This window comes from Mesorhizobium sp. CNPSo 4671 (assembly GCF_057784245.1).
In genome coordinates this window covers 362,902-378,875 of record NZ_JBWLUW010000004.1, presented here as the reverse complement: position 1 = coordinate 378,875, position 15,974 = coordinate 362,902, and the positions used below count along the sequence as shown (strand labels likewise).

At 63.7% G+C, this 15,974-nt stretch carries 15 protein-coding genes and 1 tRNA gene; 5 read left to right on the top strand and 11 right to left on the bottom strand.

Annotated features, from left to right (window positions below; all coding sequences use genetic code 11):
- Positions 1-2: 2 nt before the first annotated feature.
- From AC04SF_RS13970 to AC04SF_RS13945, 6 genes are all read right to left on the bottom strand, one after another.
- The gene (locus AC04SF_RS13970) at positions 3-1,529 is read right to left on the bottom strand and encodes an acyl--CoA ligase (protein ID WP_488478268.1); all 1,527 of its coding nucleotides are present in this window, start codon (positions 1,527-1,529) and stop codon (positions 3-5) included.
- Positions 1,530-1,802: 273 nt separating this feature from the next.
- Positions 1,803-3,389, bottom strand: coding sequence for a gamma-glutamyltransferase (gene ggt / locus AC04SF_RS13965; protein ID WP_488478267.1), 1,587 nt, complete (start codon positions 3,387-3,389; stop codon positions 1,803-1,805).
- Between the two features lie 48 nt (positions 3,390-3,437).
- Positions 3,438-4,238, bottom strand: coding sequence for an ABC transporter permease (locus AC04SF_RS13960; RefSeq protein ID WP_488478266.1), 801 nt, complete (start codon positions 4,236-4,238; stop codon positions 3,438-3,440).
- The gene (locus AC04SF_RS13955) at positions 4,235-5,161 is read right to left on the bottom strand and encodes an ABC transporter permease (protein ID WP_488478265.1); all 927 of its coding nucleotides are present in this window, start codon (positions 5,159-5,161) and stop codon (positions 4,235-4,237) included. The genes AC04SF_RS13960 and AC04SF_RS13955 overlap by 4 nt, the downstream gene beginning before the upstream one ends.
- The gene (locus AC04SF_RS13950; RefSeq protein WP_488478264.1) at positions 5,158-6,243 is read right to left on the bottom strand and encodes an ABC transporter ATP-binding protein; all 1,086 of its coding nucleotides are present in this window, start codon (positions 6,241-6,243) and stop codon (positions 5,158-5,160) included. The genes AC04SF_RS13955 and AC04SF_RS13950 overlap by 4 nt, the downstream gene beginning before the upstream one ends.
- Before the next feature lie 182 nt (positions 6,244-6,425).
- A complete protein-coding gene (locus AC04SF_RS13945; protein WP_488478263.1) occupies positions 6,426-7,466 on the bottom strand; it encodes an ABC transporter substrate-binding protein in 1,041 nt (346 codons plus the stop codon).
- 216 nt (positions 7,467-7,682) lie between these two features.
- Here AC04SF_RS13945 and AC04SF_RS13940 point away from each other — a divergent pair, with 216 nt between their 5' ends.
- Positions 7,683-8,384 (top strand): GntR family transcriptional regulator, encoded by a 702-nt coding sequence (locus AC04SF_RS13940; RefSeq protein ID WP_488478262.1) that lies wholly within the window; start codon positions 7,683-7,685, stop codon positions 8,382-8,384.
- A gap of 199 nt (positions 8,385-8,583) precedes the next feature.
- Here the strand turns inward: AC04SF_RS13940 and AC04SF_RS13935 are convergent, their stop codons facing one another.
- The 5 genes from AC04SF_RS13935 to AC04SF_RS13915 form a co-directional block, all read right to left on the bottom strand.
- Positions 8,584-8,790 carry a hypothetical protein gene (locus AC04SF_RS13935; RefSeq protein ID WP_488478261.1) on the bottom strand — a complete coding sequence of 69 codons (207 nt, stop codon included), beginning with the start codon at positions 8,788-8,790 and terminating at the stop codon, positions 8,584-8,586.
- A gap of 98 nt (positions 8,791-8,888) precedes the next feature.
- Positions 8,889-9,647 (bottom strand): SDR family oxidoreductase, encoded by a 759-nt coding sequence (locus AC04SF_RS13930; RefSeq protein WP_488478260.1) that lies wholly within the window; start codon positions 9,645-9,647, stop codon positions 8,889-8,891.
- 209 nt (positions 9,648-9,856) lie between these two features.
- The gene (locus AC04SF_RS13925) at positions 9,857-10,387 is read right to left on the bottom strand and encodes a dihydrofolate reductase family protein (RefSeq protein WP_488478259.1); all 531 of its coding nucleotides are present in this window, start codon (positions 10,385-10,387) and stop codon (positions 9,857-9,859) included.
- 244 nt (positions 10,388-10,631) lie between these two features.
- Positions 10,632-10,708, bottom strand: a tRNA-Arg gene (locus AC04SF_RS13920).
- Positions 10,709-10,983: 275 nt separating this feature from the next.
- Positions 10,984-12,471 (bottom strand): ATP-binding protein, encoded by a 1,488-nt coding sequence (locus AC04SF_RS13915; RefSeq protein WP_488478258.1) that lies wholly within the window; start codon positions 12,469-12,471, stop codon positions 10,984-10,986.
- A gap of 280 nt (positions 12,472-12,751) precedes the next feature.
- Between AC04SF_RS13915 and rpmH the strand changes: the two genes are divergently transcribed.
- The 4 genes from rpmH to AC04SF_RS13895 all read left to right on the top strand — a co-directional run bounded on the left by rpmH (position 12,752) and on the right by AC04SF_RS13895 (position 15,807).
- The gene (gene rpmH, locus AC04SF_RS13910; RefSeq protein WP_008833937.1) at positions 12,752-12,886 is read left to right on the top strand and encodes a 50S ribosomal protein L34; all 135 of its coding nucleotides are present in this window, start codon (positions 12,752-12,754) and stop codon (positions 12,884-12,886) included.
- A gap of 14 nt (positions 12,887-12,900) precedes the next feature.
- Complete coding sequence (gene rnpA, locus AC04SF_RS13905; RefSeq protein WP_027040889.1) at positions 12,901-13,254, top strand: ribonuclease P protein component; 354 nt, start codon at positions 12,901-12,903, stop codon at positions 13,252-13,254.
- A 14-nt stretch (positions 13,255-13,268) separates the two neighbouring features.
- The gene (gene yidC / locus AC04SF_RS13900) at positions 13,269-15,080 is read left to right on the top strand and encodes a membrane protein insertase YidC (protein ID WP_488478257.1); all 1,812 of its coding nucleotides are present in this window, start codon (positions 13,269-13,271) and stop codon (positions 15,078-15,080) included.
- A gap of 166 nt (positions 15,081-15,246) precedes the next feature.
- Entirely contained in the window at positions 15,247-15,807 is a 561-nt protein-coding gene (locus AC04SF_RS13895) for a fasciclin domain-containing protein (protein WP_096452396.1), read from the top strand.
- Positions 15,808-15,974 lie beyond the last annotated feature (167 nt).

Below are 15,974 nucleotides of genomic sequence, written 5' to 3'. Positions count from 1 at the left end.
CGTCAAAGCCCAAGTTTGGCGGCAAGGCCGATGCGCTGCAGCTTGCCTGTCGCGCCCTTGGGGATCTCGTCCAGGATCAGCACCTTGCGCGGCACCTTGAAATCGGCGAGCCGCGTCGCGGCGTGAGCGCGGATATCGCTTTCGCTGGCGCTCATGCCTTCGCGCAGTACGACCGCCGCCGCCACCTCCTCGCCGAGCTTGTCATGCGGCATGGCGAAGGTCACGACCTGCGCTACCGCCGGATGATCCATCAGCACGTCGTCAACCTCGAGCGGCGAGATCTTTTCGCCGCCACGGTTGATGATCTCCTTGAGCCGGCCGGTGACGCGGAGATAGCCGTCCTCGTCGAGCACGCCCTGGTCGCCGGTGTGGAACCAGCCATGCGCGAAGGCCGTGGCATTGACATCCGGGTTCTTCTCATAGCCTGCCGTGACATTGGGTCCGCGAATGACGATCTCGCCGGTCTCGCCGGCTTCCATCAGCCGCCCGTCGGGCGCCATCACCGCGACCTCGGGGCCGGCGCCGGCGCCGACGCTGCCCGGCTTGCGCAGGCCCGGCGGCAGCCGGTTCGACGCCATCTGGTGGGCGGCCTCGGTCATCCCGTAGGATTCGATCACCGGGCAGCCGAAGGTCGCTTCGAGTTCCGCCATCACTTGCGCCGGCAGCGACGCCGAGGACGAGCGGATGAAGCGCAGGCGTGCTGCCCCCAGCGCCTCTTCATTGCGCGCTGCGCGCGGCAGGATCGCCTGATGCATGGTCGGCACCGCCGTGTACCAGCTTGGCCTGGCATCGCTCAGCCACTGGAAAAAGCGCAGCGCGTTGAAACCCGGCGTGCAGTAGATGCTGCCGCCGGCTGCGAGCGAAGACAGCACCGCCGCGATCAGCCCATGGATGTGGAACAGCGGCATGATGTTGAGGCAGCGGTCGTCGGCGTTCAGGCCGAGCGTTGCGCCGATATGGGTGGCCGAAGCCGCGATGTTGGCATGGCTGAGCGGCACCAGTTTTGGTCGCGATGTCGTGCCCGATGTGTGCAGCAAAAGCGCAATGTCGCCATCCCCCGCCATGTCGGGCGCCGCCTGTGGGCCGATCGCGGTGCCTTCGACGGTGAAGCTGCCGGCAGGGGTATCGGGCTGCACGACAAGCCGCAGTACGCCGATGCCGAGACGTTCTGCGACGGCCACCGCCGGGCCGGTCTCGTTCTCCGCGACAAGGATCGCCTTGGCGCCGATGTCGGTGAGGTAGAAATCGAGTTCGTCGGCCCGATAGGCGGGATTGAGCGGCGCCGTCGAGGCGGCGGCCGCCACCGCGACGAATGCGGTGGCCATCTCCGGCCCGTTCGGCAGCACGATCGCCACCCGGTCGGCCCGGCCGATGCCGAGTGCGTGCAGCCGCTCGGCCGTGGCCTTAATCAGGCCGCGCAGCCCGCCATGGGTCAGCGTCGCCCTGTCGGGCGCCAGGATCGCCGGCGCGTCATCGGCGCCGGCGGCGAGACGGCGGGAAAGGTTGGGGTAGGTTTCAGCTTGGGTCATGGTCACCGGCTATGTTCAAACGACTGCTTTTAGAAGTCCAGCGGACGATCCTGGACAATTGTCGACATTGGCGCCGCCCCTCATCCGCCCTTCAGGCACCTTCTCCCCGCGAACGGGGAAAAGGAAAGATGGACGTGTCGCCGGCACCTCTTTTCCAACGCTGGGACTTTGGCGGACCGGTCGGCGTCAGCTTCTTTCGCCCCGTTTACGGGGAGAAATGCCCGGCGGGCAATGAGGGGCGGCGCCGACGTTCGGGAATTTCTCCCGACCGCCTCAATACCCAAGCGCCATCCCATCCTTGCGTGGATCGGAGGCGCCGGTGAGCGTGCCTTTCTCCCAATCGATCAGCACCGCCTGTCCGCCGCCAAGCGGATGCTGCGGTTCGGCGATGCGATGGCCGCGCTTGCGCAAGCCTTCGATCGCCTCGGCGGGAACGCCGCGTTCGGCCTCCACAGTGTCGTCATTGTAGAACACACGCGGCGCATCGAGCGCCTGTTGCGGGTCCATGCCGAAGTCGATCATGTTGGTCAGAAGATGCACGTGGCCGAAAGGCTGATAGCCGCCGCCCATGACGCCGAACGGCATCACCACGCGGCCGTTCTTCGTCGCCATGCCGGGCATGATCGTGTGCATCGGCCGCTTGCCGGGCGCGATCGCGTTCGGATGCGCCGGGTCGAGGCGGAAGCTCGAGCCACGGTTTTGCAGCACGACACCGGTCTTCGGACCGACGACGCCGCTGCCGAAGGAATAATAGGTCGAGTTGATGAAGGAGACCGCATTGCGGTCGCGGTCGACGATCGAAATGTAGACCGTGTCGCTGCCCGGCAGATCCAGGCGCGGCAGGTGCGTCATGGCGCGGTCGCGGTGGATTTCGGCGCGCAGCCGGTCGGCATAGGCGCCGGACAGAAGTTGCTGCACCGGCACATGAACCTGGTCCTGGTCGCCGACGAAGCGGTCGCGGTCCTGATAGGCCAGCCGCCCCGCTTCGATTTCCAGATGCAGGCGTTCGGCGCCGTTGGGGTCGAGTTCGCCGAGCTTGAAGCCCGACAGCACGTTCAGCATGAGCAGCGCCGTCAGCCCCTGATTGTTCGGCGGCATCTGGTGGATGCCGTAGCCGCCATAGGTGGTGCTGACAGGCGCCACATAGTCGCCTTTGGTCGCGGCGAAATCCTCGTGCGAATGGAGCCCGCCCAATTCGTTGAGCCGGCGCACCATGTCGTCGGCAACGGCGCCTTCGTAGAAGCCGGCGCGGCCCTGTTTGGCGATTGTCCGCAAGGTGGCGGCGAGTTCTGGCTGGCGGTGGATGTCGCCGGCCCTCGGCGCCTGGCCGCCCGGCAGGAAGATGCGCGCGGCATGCTCGTCGGCCGACAGGTCGGTCTCCGGTTCGGCCCAGTCGAAGGCGACGCGGTCATGCACGACATAGCCGTTCTCGGCATAGTGGATGGCAGGCGCCAGCACCTCGGCCAGGCTCTTGCGGCCATGGTCTTCCAGGAGCCGGCTCCAGGCATCGACGGCGCCCGGCACGGTCACCGCATGCGGTCCCTGTTTCGGAAGCTCGTTGAAACCCTTGTCCAGGTACCAGTTGACATCAGCCTTGGCGGGCGCGCGGCCCGAGCCGTTGAAGGCCAGCACGTCGCCCTGCCCCTTCGGGCAGTAGAGGACGAAGCAATCGCCGCCTATGCCGGTCGATTGCGGTTCGACGACGCCCTGCACTGCGGCGGCGCAGACGGCGGCGTCCATGGCATTGCCGCCGGCGCGTAGCATGTCGATCGCGGCAAGGGTCGCAAGCGGGTGCGAGGTCGCGGCAACCGCTTGCGTGGCACGAACCGGCGAGCGGCCTGGAAACTGGAAATCACGCATTCTGTCTGGATATCCCATGGGTCACTTCTGCGAATTGGTCTGGTGAAATCAATGCCGCCGCCCGAAGATCTGCGCAACCGATAGCAGCAGAACCGACAGCACGATAAGGCAGGTCGAGATGGCGGCGATGGTCGGGTCGATCTGGTCGCGCAGCGCGTTGAACATGCGCCGCGTCAGCGTGGTGGTCTCGCCGCCCGAGATGAACAGGGAAACCACTACCTCGTCGAAGGATGTGATGAAGGCGAACAGCCCGCCCGAGACGATGGAGAAGCGGATCTGCGGCATCGTCACCTGCCAGAAGGCGGCGATGCGCCCGGCACCCAGGCTGCGCGCCACGCGCTCCTGGTTCATGTCGTAGGAGCGCAGGCCCGACAGCACGGTCAGCACCACCAGCGGCAGCGCCTGCACCGTATGCGCGATGACCAGGCCGGTCAGCGTGTTGTTGAGGCCGATGCGGGCATAGAGGAAGAAGGTGCCGATGCCGATCAGGATCACCGGGATGATCAGCGACGCCGTCAGCAGACCGTTGATGGTGCCGTTGAAGCGCAGCGTGCCCCGGTTGATCGCATAGGCAGCAGCGGTGCCGAGCGGCGTCGCCACCAGCACGGTCATGACGGCCACTTTGACCGAGACGATGGTGGCGTCGCGCCATTCCAGCGAGCCGAAATAGGTTTCGTACCAGCGCAGCGACCATTGCTGTGGCGGGAACTGCAGCAGCGTCGAATCCGAAAACGACATGATGACGATGATGACCGACGGCGCGATCAGGAACAACAGCACCAGGCCGCCCAGCGCGTAAAGCCACAGACGTTGCCGGTGTGAGATAGGCAGGCCGACATCCCCGCTCATCGCGAACTCCACACACCGGTGGCGCGCGCGCCAAGCAGCCATTGGAAGAGACCGAGAAGCGCCAGCGTGACCACCAGCAGCACCACGCCGAGCGCCGCACCCGCGCCCCAGTTGGAATAGAGGCTGGTGGTCTGCTCCATGCGCATCGCCCACATGATCACCTTGCCGCCGCCCATCAGTGCCGGCGTGACGAAGAAGCCGAGGCACAGCACGAAGACGATGACCACGCCCGACGCAAGGCCAGGCAGCGACAGCGGAAAGAAGATCTGCCGGAAAGTGGCGGCCGGACCTGCGCCAAGGTTCATGCCGGCGCGCAGGCAATCGGTGTCGATGGTCTTCATCGAGGCATAGAGCGGCAGCACCAGGAACGGCAAAAGTATGTGCGTCATGCCGATGACGACGCCGGACAGATTGTTGGCGAGCGACAGCGGCTGGCTGATCACGCCGAGGTCGATCAGCCAGCTGTTGATAAGGCCCTTGCGCTGCAGGATCACCAGCCAGGCATAGGTGCGCACCAGCACCGACGTCCAGAACGGCAGGATGACGAAGATCAGGCAGATCGACGCCGACCGGCGCGGCAGCTGCGACAGCATGTAGGCGAGGGGATAACCCAGCAGCACGCACGCGCCGGTGACGATGAAGGCGACCTTGAAGGTGGTGACGAAGGTCTTGATGTAGGAGGCTTGCTCGAAGAAGCGCGCATAGTTGGAGGCGCTCAAGGCCCCGTTCTCGTCGTACAGCGACAGCCAGAACAGCCAGCCGATCGGCACGATGATGATGGCAAAGACCAGGAACAAGCTGGGCGACAAAAGCGCCAGCAGCCGCAGCGATTCACGCCGCGCGTCGGCGCGCAGCGCCTGCGCGTTCAGGTCCCGGCCCGCGCCGCCGGTCGTTTCGTTCAGAAGGGCGGATGGCGCGCTCATCCTTCGGCCGCCACCAGGATTGTGTCCTGCGCATCGAGGCCGAGGCTGATCGGCTGGCCGGGCGCCGGCAGCCTGGCCAGCACATCGCTGCGGCAATAGTCGCGCAATGTCAGCTGGCGGCCGTCGCGCAGCACCGCGTAGCAGACGAAACTGTCGCCCTGGTAGATGATGTCGCCGACCGTGGCGTCGAGCACATTGATGCCGTTCGATCGTTCGGCCGCCGTCACCAGCCGCAGCTTTTCCGGCCGCACCACCATGAGGTGCTGGCCCGGCGCCGGCGGCGCCCCGGCGGTCTGGATCCGCCTGTCCTCATACCAGACCGAACCGTTGCGGCACTCGACCGGAATGAAATTCGATTCGCCGATGAAGCCGGCGACAAATTGCGTCTTCGGCGCGGCGTAGAGCGTTTCGGGCTTGTCGAGCTGCTCGATGCGGCCGGCATTCATGACGGCTATGCGGTCCGACATTGTGATGGCTTCGCGCTGGTCGTGGGTGACATAGACCGTCGTCATGCCAAGCCGCCGGTGCAAGGCGCGCAGCTCGATCTGCATATGCTCGCGCAGGCCCTTGTCGAGCGCCGACAGCGGCTCGTCCATCAGCACGATGCGCGGCTCGAAGACGATGGCGCGCGCCAGCGCCACGCGCTGGCGCTGGCCGCCGGAAATCTGATCGACACGCCGTTCGCCCAGGCCCTTGAGCTTCACCAGCTCCAGCGCCTTCTGGACACGCTCGGCGGTCTCTGTCGCCGCCACGCCGCGCTGCTTCAACGGAAAGGCGATGTTGTGAAAAACGTTCATATGCGGAAACAGCGCATAGTTCTGGAACACCATGCCGATGTTGCGCCTGTGCGGCGGCGTGGTGATGATCTCGTCGTCGCCGACCCTGATGGACCCGCCATTGGCCCGCACGAACCCGGCCAGGATCATCAGCAGCGTCGTCTTTCCGGAGCCGGAAGGGCCGAGCAGCGTCAGGAACTCGCCGGCCTCGACATCGAGGTTCAGGTCGCGCAGCACCGGCACGCTGCCAAATCGTTTCTCGATCCGGCGCATGCTGATCGGCAGCGCGGATGGCGCAATGGACAAGATTCTTTTCTCCTTAGAGCAATTCCAGGAAAAGTGTGAAGCGGTTTTCCGTTCGGAATTGCGCGAAAACAAAGAGACAGAGTGGTTCGACGTTTCGGAGAAACGGTGAACTGCTCTGGTCGGCGAAGAGGAGGCGGGGCGAACGGCCTACGCCGCCCCGCCGTGAAGTGTCTGCTGTCCAGTTATTGCTGGATCAGATTGTTGAACTTCTCCGTCGCCTCGACCAGGGTGTCGCGCCAGAACTCGGCATCCTGCAGCACCTGCTTCTTGACGTTTTCGGGCGCCGAGTTGATGTCCTTGATCCGCTCCGGCGGGATCTTGCCGGTCTCGAAAGCCTTTTCGTTGACCGGGCCGTTGTCGACATAGAGCGGCAGGTTGGCCTGCAATTGCGGGCTGACGAACATCGCCAGCGCCTTCATCGCCGCTTCCTTGTTCTTGGCGCCCTTCGGGATGACCATGCAATCGGCGGTGAGCACGCCCTGGTCGAAGGAGAAGCTGACCGGAGCGCCTTCCTTCTTCAGCGTGCCGGCGCGGCCGTTCCAGATGCTCGCCATGTCGACTTCGCCGTCCTTGACCATCTGCATGGCCTGGGCGCCGGAGGTCCACCAGGCATCGACATGGCCACGGATCTTGTCGACCGATTTCAAGGCGCTGTCGATATCGACCGGATAGACCTTGTCGATCGGCAGACCGGAGGCGAGAGCGGCGACGCTGAGCGTCTCGGTCGCCTGGCTGCTGGAGAGCGCGCGCCGCCCCGGAAACTTTTCCACGTTCCAGAAATCGGCCCAGGTTTTCGGCCCTTTGTCGCCGAACACATCGGTCCGGTAGATCAGCACGACCGAGGTGTAGGAAATGCCGACCCAGTCGTCATGGACCAGCTTCGGGTTGATGCCGCTCTTGTCGATGATGCCGTAGTCGAGCTTCTCGAACAGCCCTTCCTTCGAGCCGCGCGCGCATTCGTCGGCGCCAAGTTCGGTAATGTCCCACTTCACAGCATTGCCGGTCACCTGCAGGCGCACATCGTCGAGGCCGTTGGTGGTGTCCTGCTTGATGGTGATGCCGAGCGCTTTGGCGGTCGGATCGAAGAACGCCTTGGTCTGCGCCTCCTGATAGGTGCCGCCCCACGAGGCGACGGTGATCGTATCGGCGGCAAAGGCGGGCGCCGCTGCCGATGCCATGAGACCCGCGACCGCGGCAATCCCAAGGCTATTGATGGTTTTCATGTCGGTTCTCCAGTCGGTGTTCCCATTTGTTTTGATTTGGCATGCGATTTTGTATACAATTTTGAGTGTAACCTAGGGTTCGGCGATGTCAACACCGTCCGAATCTGGCTGACAGGCACGATGCAGGCTGGCGTGGGCAGCGCCGCCAGGGCGTGGCAAATCGCGCCGACTGCGAATAGAGATAGGCAAATGTCGATTGCCGGTGGGGACGGATCTTTGAACAAGAAAACCAAAAACACGCTGCGCGACTCGGTCTACACTTCGCTGAAGGCGATGATCGTGACGGGCCAGATTCCGCCGGGTTCGCGCGTCACCGAGAGCGATATCGCCGCAAAACTCAGTGTCAGCCGCACGCCGGTGCGCGAGGCCTTCAACCGCCTCGAGCGTGACGGCCTGGTCACCGGCCGCCCGCGCCAGGGCTATGTCGTCACCGAGTTCGACATCAACATGTTCCGCGAGGCCTTCGACATCCGCGAACTGCTCGACGGCCACGCGACCGAACTGGCGGCGGCCGCGGCGACCGAGAAGGACAAGGCAAGGCTGCGCGCCATGCTGGCCGAATGCGAGCGGCTGGCCGCCATTCCCGACCGCACGACAAAGGAAAAATTCCAGGAGCTCGAGGTCGGCATCGACCTGCACCGCGTCATCGCCGAGATCAGCGGCAACGCCATGCTGCACGGCATGCTGTGCGGCATCCTCGACAAGTGCCAGCACTATGTCTGGACCGAACTGTTGTGGCTCGACGAATGGAAGATCGCCCGCGAAGAGCATGCCGAGATCGTCGAAGCGATTTGCGCCGGCGACGCCGCCCGCGCCGGCACCCTGGCCCGCGCCCATGTGCGCGGCTCACGCGAAAACGTGCTGAGGCTGTTGCAGGCGAAGTCGGACTACCAGAGTTTTCTGGCGAAGGCGTCGTGAGGACACCTGATGCTACTAATGCGGGCCGCGGGCCCGAGCATTTGCCTCAGCCAACACCGCGAGCGCCTGTTCGACATTCCGCGCCTGAGCATCGGTGCGCTCGATATGCTTCACCATCAGCTTTCGCAGCACAGCGAGCTTTGCGGCGCGATATGCCGCACTCTTTTCGGGAGATGCGAAGGACATAGCCATGGCACGATCAGTGTGTTGTGGGATCGATGTGGCGGAGGCGAGCGCGCGCGTCAGCCACACGTCTTTGCTCGGATCTGATCCGGCAGCACAAGGCAATGCTGATGCCGACGCCCCGCTCCTCGTCCAGCATTTCATTCGCTCGCGTGAGAAAGAGTTCCGCACGCTTGACGCGCAGCCTGGCTCTCGCCAGTTCCAATTCCAGATGGTCGTACATTGTTCCGCACCTTTGAGGTCTGCGTCCCTTCAAGAGGAAAACCGCCGCCGGGCGGTTTGGTTCCCATTGATTGGCCCAGGCACCAGGCCGACAGAGCCTCAGCCCTTGAGCTCCTGGAGGCTGTTGCCGCCATCGACCACCAGAAGAGCGCCGTTGACATAGCTGGCGCCTGCCGAGGCGAGGAACACCACCACTGCGGCCACTTCATCCGGCCGGCCGGCCCGCCCCGGTGGCGTATGCAGGGCCGCTTTCAGCTCCATCTCGCTCGACGAGCCCGTTTCGATCCAGCCGGGCGCCACGGCATTGACAGTCACGCCGCTCCTGGCCACTTCGAGCGCCAGCGTACGCGTCAGGCCGACCATGCCGGCCTTGGCGGCGGAATAGGCTGATGTGCCGACGAAAGACACCAGCGGACCGGTGACCGACGCCACATTGACGATGCGCCCATAGCCCGCTTCGATCATTGCCGGCAGGAACGCGTGGGTAGCCAGAAACGCCGTCTTCAGGCTGACGTCTATGCCTTGATCCCAATCGGCTTCGGTCATGGCGACAAACGCCTTGTCGGCCGAGGGTGATGCCAACGAGCCCATGCCGGCATTGTTGACCAATATGTCGACGGCGCCGATCTCAGCCCGCAGCCGCGCGACATCGGCGGCCTTGGTGAGATCGGCGACCACGGCCCTGGCATCGATGACTTCGGCACGAAGCTCGCCGGCGCGGTCAAGTACGCGTGCACTGGCGCCGGTGAGGAACACGGCATGGCCGGCTTGGCCAAGCTGGCGGGCAATGGCGAAGCCGATGCCGTCGGCGGCTCCGGCGCCGGTGATCAGGGCACGTTTGATGCCGGGAAGGGTCATGGTCGGATCTACTCCAAGGCTGTGCCTGCCGCACGCAAACGGACAGTATCGGCTGTATCAGCAGAACCATACAATCCATCAGGAGGTTGGCGCCGTACCGCGTGATGAACGCTACCGCTTGCACGTGCTGCTTGTGCGGGCCCTCGCCCGGCTGCGAGGCTTATTCTTCCTTGTCGACGCGGTGGAACGGCACGGGCCACATCGCACGATCAGGCAGGAACATAGGTCAGCCGGATCACGTCCTCGCCAATCCGATCGTGAGTCACGAGGCGGAGCCGCGGCCGGGGTCCGGCGAAATATGGCTTGCCGTGACCAAGCACGACGGGGTGAAGGTAGATTCGATATTCATCGATCAGGCCAAGCTCCGTAAGGCTTTGCGCCAAGGTCGGACCAGCAACCTCGATCTCCCCGTCGCTCCCGGCCTTCAGATTGCGGATCGCGCTTTCGAGACTATCCTCGATCAGCCTGGCGTTCGGGCCGACCGACTTCAGCGAGCGCGAGACGACCCATTTCGGCTGGTTCCGCCACGCCGCCGCGTAGGTCTGCCGATCCGCATCCCACTCAGGACGATCGTCGTCCCAGTAACGCATGATTTCATACATTTGGCGACCGTACACGCTGCCCCCCTGCTGCTGAGCCTCCTCGATGAAGTGGCGGAAGAGTGTAGGGGTTGGCGCAAATCCCATATGGTCGACGTAGCCGTCCAGGGACTGGTTCATTCCGAACACGAGCTTGGCCATACTTCCCCCGTTTCTCACACGGCACATCCGAGCGCTTCTGATTGCGTTATGCAATCAGTTTAGATCGGCTGGCTCTATCTCGCAATTGGTTTTTGCAGTGCGCACGCGTCTCACGATCAAGCTCTTGGCCGATCTGGCTCTCCCGGCGATGGGAATCGCTGGGCCGCATTGTCCGACGGAAACGTCCCAAACGCCGCGGCCACGGACGTTTTGACGATCGAATAAGATGAGCGGTTTCAAGAAATGGCGCGCCCGAAGAGATTCGAACTCCTGACCCCCAGATTCGTAGTCTGGTGCTCTATCCAGCTGAGCTACGGGCGCGCATCAGGCCATGTTTTCAACGGCCCCGCGATCCGATCCCAAGGACCGGCCGCGAATGTGTGCAGTTCCCTAACGACTGAATTTGCGAAAAGCAAGTCGATCCGGCAAAAGTTTTGTCGTGAGTGTGCCATCCGGTGATGACGGCCCCGATCCAAGGCTTTGAAGCTGCCGGAGAGCTGGTCTGATTTCAGCGGACAGGGGAAAAGTCTCGGGGAAGATCATTGAAGCGTCGGGTCTGAACGGCAAAAGCCCTCAGGAAAACAGCGCCGAGACCGTCACGCGGGCCGGCGCAGGCTGCCACGGGCCTGGTCGAGCCGCACCGGCTGGTCGGGGATGGTGACGGCGAAAGTGGTGCGCCCGCCAATCGACTCGACCAGTTCCACCGAGCCGCCATGCGCACGGATCAGCTCATGTGCGATCGCCAGGCCGAGGCCGGTGCCGCCGCTGCGGGCCGAGCCGCGGAATGCCGCGAACAGGTTTTCGCGGGCCTTCGGCGGCAGGCCGGGTCCGGTGTCGGTGACGGCGATGCGGCTAACGCTGCCCATGCGCTCGGCCGAGACCGCCAGCCGCCGCACCACGGCGCTTTCGGTGTCGGCGGCCATTGCCTGCACCGAGTTGCGGCAAAGATTGGTGAGCACCCGGAACAATTGGTCGGAATCGGCGTCCACCTCGAAAGCCGCCTCGACGGCGTTGATGAACTCGATGCCCTCCTCGATGTCGAGCAGGCCGTGCACGTCCTCGACTAGCTGGCGCAGCCGCACCCGGCGGCGCGAAGGCGGCGGCTCCTGCGTGCGGCCATAGTGAAGCACCCCTTCGGAATAGGACACCGCACGATCGAGCGCGCGCAAAAGCTTCGGCGCGAAAGCCTGCACGGTCGGATCCCTGACCTGGCGCAGGCGGTCCGACATCAGCTGCGCTGAGGCCAGGATGTTGCGCATGTCGTGGTTGATCTTCGAGACCGCCAGGCCGAGATCGGCAAGGTGCTTCTGCTCGGAGAGCATCTTTTGCAGCCGCTCCTGCATCTGCGACAGCTCGCGTTCGGCAACGCCGATCTCGTCGGAGCGGGCGGCGGGATGGATGATGCGCCCGGGGTCGTCGGGGGCTTCGGAGAAGGACAGCATCGATCGCGTCATGGTGCGGATCGGGCCGATCATGATCAGGTCGATCGCGGCATAGACCAGCATGGCGGTGAACAGCGAGATCAGCAGCGAGACGAAGGCGACGTTGCGCGAATAGATGAGCATCGCCTTGCGCAGCGAGTAATCCGGCATGATCAGCTCGAATTCCTTGTCGCTGTCGCCGACCGGTCCGAAAACGCGCAGCATCCGGTCGCCGCCGAAGAACAGCGTGTCGAGCGCGCCGGTCATGCCCTTGATCATGCCGACGCTGGCGAGGTCGATATGCTCGTCGACCTGCGGCGGCATGTCCGCCACCACCAGAAGCCGCGAGACGCCGCCATCGCGCACCGCAATCGCCTTGGCGCCGATCGCCATCAGCACGTCATTCTGGGCCGTGCGCGACAGCGAGGTCGACTCGCCCTGCACCAGCACGATCGACACGGCCGCGGCCGTGCTCAGCCGCTCCTTGAGCCAGCTCAGCCGGTAGCTGGCGATCCAGGGCAGGAAGATGAGCACTTCCGCCAACAGCACGAAAACAATGGTGAGCAGCAGCAATTTCGTCGACAGGCCGCGCGACAAGGGTACGCTGCGGACGGTGGCAGGCGCCGTGCCGATCCCTTCCCCCGCTTGGCTGGCTTCGCTCATGCGACTCTGTCTTCACAATCACTTGATCAGCCAAGATTAGGCGATTGCGGCATTTTTGCCAATTTTATCCTTTGGTCGGAACATTAAATTACCGTCATGAAGCCTGCGTCCGCGGCGCGACGACCCCGGATTGACTTCCAAAACCCTTCTTTCTATAAGCCCGCTCACGCTCGGGCCATTCGTCCCGGCGCGGTTTCGATCGCGCCAAAGCCGGCCCGGCAAAGCTCCTGTTACAAAGTGACAGAATCAAGAAGGGCCGCACCCCGCGGTATTAAAACAAATGAAGCGTACCTACCAACCGTCCAAACTCGTCCGCAAACGCCGACACGGTTTCCGTGCCCGCATGGCCACCAAGGGTGGTCGTGGCGTCGTCGCAGCTCGCCGCAACCGCGGCCGCAAGCGGCTCAGCGCCTAAGCGAGACGAGATCGTTGCCCGCAACCGGCAAGCCAGTGGGGCAAAATCCCAAGCGGCTTCTGAAACGCGCGGAATTCCTGGCCGTCCGTCGTGGTGAAAAGCGACGCGGACGGTTTTTCCTCGTCGAGGTCCTTGACCGCGGCGATGGCGGCGTGCCGCGCGTCGGCTACACCGTCACCAAGAAGGTCGGCAACGCTGTTGTGCGCAACCGCGTCAGGCGGCGGCTTAAAGAAGCCGTCCGCGTCCATGCCGCAGATGACATGGTGCCCGGCAATGACTATGTCATCGTCGGGCGCGATGATGCGCTGCGCGCCCCGTTCGGCCAGTTGAAGGCCGAACTCTCCCGCCGACTTCGCGGAACACGATAGGCCAAGGGCTCTCGATGGAAAACAACCGGAATTTCTTCATCACCATCGCGCTGTCGGTGCTGATCCTGACCTTGTGGCAGGTTTTCTACATGAACCCGCGCGTCGAGCAGCAGCGCGAGGCGGCCAAGATCGAGCAGCAGCGTGTCGAAGAGCAGAAGAAGGCGGCCGAGGCGGCCAATCCGGGTGCTGGAACACCGGCCCCGGCGCCGGGCACCATCCCCAACGCGCCTGGCGGCGACACCGTCACCGCGGCCGGCCGCGACCAGGCGCTGGCGGCTTCGAAGCGCGTCAAGATCGACACGCCGAGCCTCGAGGGCTCGATCAACCTGACCGGCGCGCGTCTCGACGACCTCAAGCTCAAGCACTACACCGAGACCGTCGACAAGAATTCGCCCGAGATCGAACTGCTCAACCCGCAGGCCCTGCCGACCGGCTATTTCGCCGAGATCGGCTTCGTCGGCAACGACAAGACCGGCACGGTGCCGGGCGCCGAAACGCAGTGGAGCGTCGACGGCAATCCGACGCTGACCCCGTCGACGCCGGTGACGCTCACCTACACCAATGACAAGGGCCTGACCTTCAAACGCATCTTCTCCGTCGACGCCAACTACATGTTCACGGTCACGGATACGGTGCAGAATTCCGGCTCGAGCGCGGTTTCGCTGTTCAATTACGGCCGCGTCACGCGCTACGACAAGCCGGCCGTCGCCAGCACCTATGTGCTGCATGAGGGCCTGATCGGCGTCACCGGAACCGAGGGCTTGGCCGAATACAAATACGCCAAGATCGAATCTGAAAAGCAGGTCACGCCGGGCAAGTCGACCGATGGCTGGCTCGGCATCACCGACAAATACTGGGCCGTCACGCTGGTGCCGACCGAGAAGCAGCCTTTCCAGCCGCGCTACGCCTTTTTCGAGGACGGTCGCCATCGCTACCAGTCCGACTTCCTGACCGATGCGATCAATGTCGAGGCCGGCCAGTCCGCGACGGTCGAGACGGAGATCTTCGCCGGCGCCAAGGAAGTCGCCAAGATCAACGCCTACGAGGCGGACCGTCATATTCGCCAGTTCAATCTGGTGATCGACTGGGGCTGGTTCTATTTCATCACCAAGCCGATGTTCTGGCTGATCGACACGCTCTACAAATTCTTCGGCAATTTCGGCCTGGCGATCCTCGCCACCACCGTCATCGTCAAGGCCCTCTTCTTCCCGCTCGCCAACAAGTCCTATGCGTCGATGGCGAACATGAAGAAGGTGCAGCCCAAGATGCTCGAAATCCGCGAGAAATACGCGGACGACAAGATGAAGCAGCAGCAGGCGATGATGGAGCTGTACAAGACCGAGAAGATCAATCCGCTTGCCGGCTGCTGGCCGGTGGCGCTGCAGATCCCGGTCTTCTTCTCGCTCTACAAGGTGCTCTACATCACCATCGAGATGCGGCACGCGCCGTTCTTCGGCTGGGTCCAGGATCTGGCCGCGCCCGATCCGACCTCGATCTTCAACCTTTTCGGCCTGATCCCGTTGACGCTGCCGCACATGCTGATGATTGGCGTATGGCCGCTGATCATGGGTGTCACCATGTTCCTGCAGATGCGCATGAACCCGACGCCGCCGGATCCGACGCAGGCCGCGATCTTCACCTGGATGCCGATCATCTTCACCTTCATGATGGCGGGTTTCCCGGCCGGCCTCGTCATCTACTGGGCCTGGAACAACACGCTGTCGATCCTGCAGCAGGGCGTGATCATGAAGCGCCAGGGCGCGAAGATCGAGCTGTGGGACAATCTGGTCGCGCTGTTCCGAAAGAAACCGTCGCCGGCGGAGTAAAGACCTCTCTTCTCGAAAAAGCCCGGTTCGCCCGGGCTTTTCCTTTGGGCGGATATCCGTTCACGTTCCCGTGATCGGCGAAACTGCAAGCGGTCGCGGGGCGTGACTGCGTGTGCATTTCCAAAGGCTATCAATTCCGATCAGCCCTCACCCGGAGGAAGACCACATGCGCTTGCCGTCATTCAGGATCATCGCCATTTCCGCCCTTGTCGCCGGCGTGGCGATTGCCGCTCCCGCCTACGCCAAGAACCCGAATGTCGGCGGCGCGCCGATGTACACCACCAAGAACATCGTCGAGAACGCCGTCAACTCGAAGGATCACACGACGCTGGTTGCCGCGGTCAAGGCCGCCGGCCTGGTCGATACGTTGCAGGGCGCCGGCCCGTTCACCGTCTTCGCGCCGACCAACGAGGCCTTTGCGGCACTTCCGGCCGGCACGGTCGACACGCTGCTGAAGCCCGAGAATAAGGACAAGCTCACCAAGGTGCTGACCGCGCATGTCGTGGCCGGCAAGGTTTCCGGCGCCGAGATGATGAAGAAGGCCAAGGCGATGGGCGGCAAATACGAGATGAAGACCGTCTCGGGCGACACGCTCACCGCCGAGGTCAAGAAGGGCAAGCTCTACATCATGGACGAATCCGGCGGCGAAGCGAAGGTGACGATCGCCGACGTCAACCAGTCGAACGGCGTCATCCATGTCGTCAACAAGGTGCTGTTGCCGAAGTAACGGCTTCCGGCGAAAGGGGGCAGTGGCAGGTCGTTGGGGCTTTGGTCTGCCATCCCCGCCTCATGACGAGGTCCATATTTCCTAGGAAAGCCGTTACCGGTGAGGCTGGGGTCCTGTAGTCCCTCACAGGACCCCGGTTTCTTTTTGCGTCCTGCGAAGACCGGTGG

What these genes read in the sequence shown, in the direction of transcription:
- rpmH (WP_008833937.1), top strand. Translation starts at nt 12,752, where the DNA reads ATGAAGCGTACCTACCAACCGTCCAAACTCGTCCGCAAACGCCGACAC.
- AC04SF_RS13895 (WP_096452396.1), top strand. Translation starts at nt 15,247, where the DNA reads ATGCGCTTGCCGTCATTCAGGATCATCGCCATTTCCGCCCTTGTCGCC.
- AC04SF_RS13930 (WP_488478260.1), bottom strand. Translation starts at nt 9,647, where the DNA reads ATGACCCTTCCCGGCATCAAACGTGCCCTGATCACCGGCGCCGGAGCC.
- AC04SF_RS13960 (WP_488478266.1), bottom strand. Translation starts at nt 4,238, where the DNA reads ATGAGCGGGGATGTCGGCCTGCCTATCTCACACCGGCAACGTCTGTGG.
- AC04SF_RS13955 (WP_488478265.1), bottom strand. Translation starts at nt 5,161, where the DNA reads ATGAGCGCGCCATCCGCCCTTCTGAACGAAACGACCGGCGGCGCGGGC.
- AC04SF_RS13915 (WP_488478258.1), bottom strand. Translation starts at nt 12,471, where the DNA reads ATGAGCGAAGCCAGCCAAGCGGGGGAAGGGATCGGCACGGCGCCTGCC.
- ggt (WP_488478267.1), bottom strand. Translation starts at nt 3,389, where the DNA reads ATGCGTGATTTCCAGTTTCCAGGCCGCTCGCCGGTTCGTGCCACGCAA.
- yidC (WP_488478257.1), top strand. Translation starts at nt 13,269, where the DNA reads ATGGAAAACAACCGGAATTTCTTCATCACCATCGCGCTGTCGGTGCTG.
- AC04SF_RS13935 (WP_488478261.1), bottom strand. Translation starts at nt 8,790, where the DNA reads ATGTACGACCATCTGGAATTGGAACTGGCGAGAGCCAGGCTGCGCGTC.
- AC04SF_RS13925 (WP_488478259.1), bottom strand. Translation starts at nt 10,387, where the DNA reads ATGGCCAAGCTCGTGTTCGGAATGAACCAGTCCCTGGACGGCTACGTC.
- AC04SF_RS13945 (WP_488478263.1), bottom strand. Translation starts at nt 7,466, where the DNA reads ATGAAAACCATCAATAGCCTTGGGATTGCCGCGGTCGCGGGTCTCATG.
- AC04SF_RS13970 (WP_488478268.1), bottom strand. Translation starts at nt 1,529, where the DNA reads ATGACCCAAGCTGAAACCTACCCCAACCTTTCCCGCCGTCTCGCCGCC.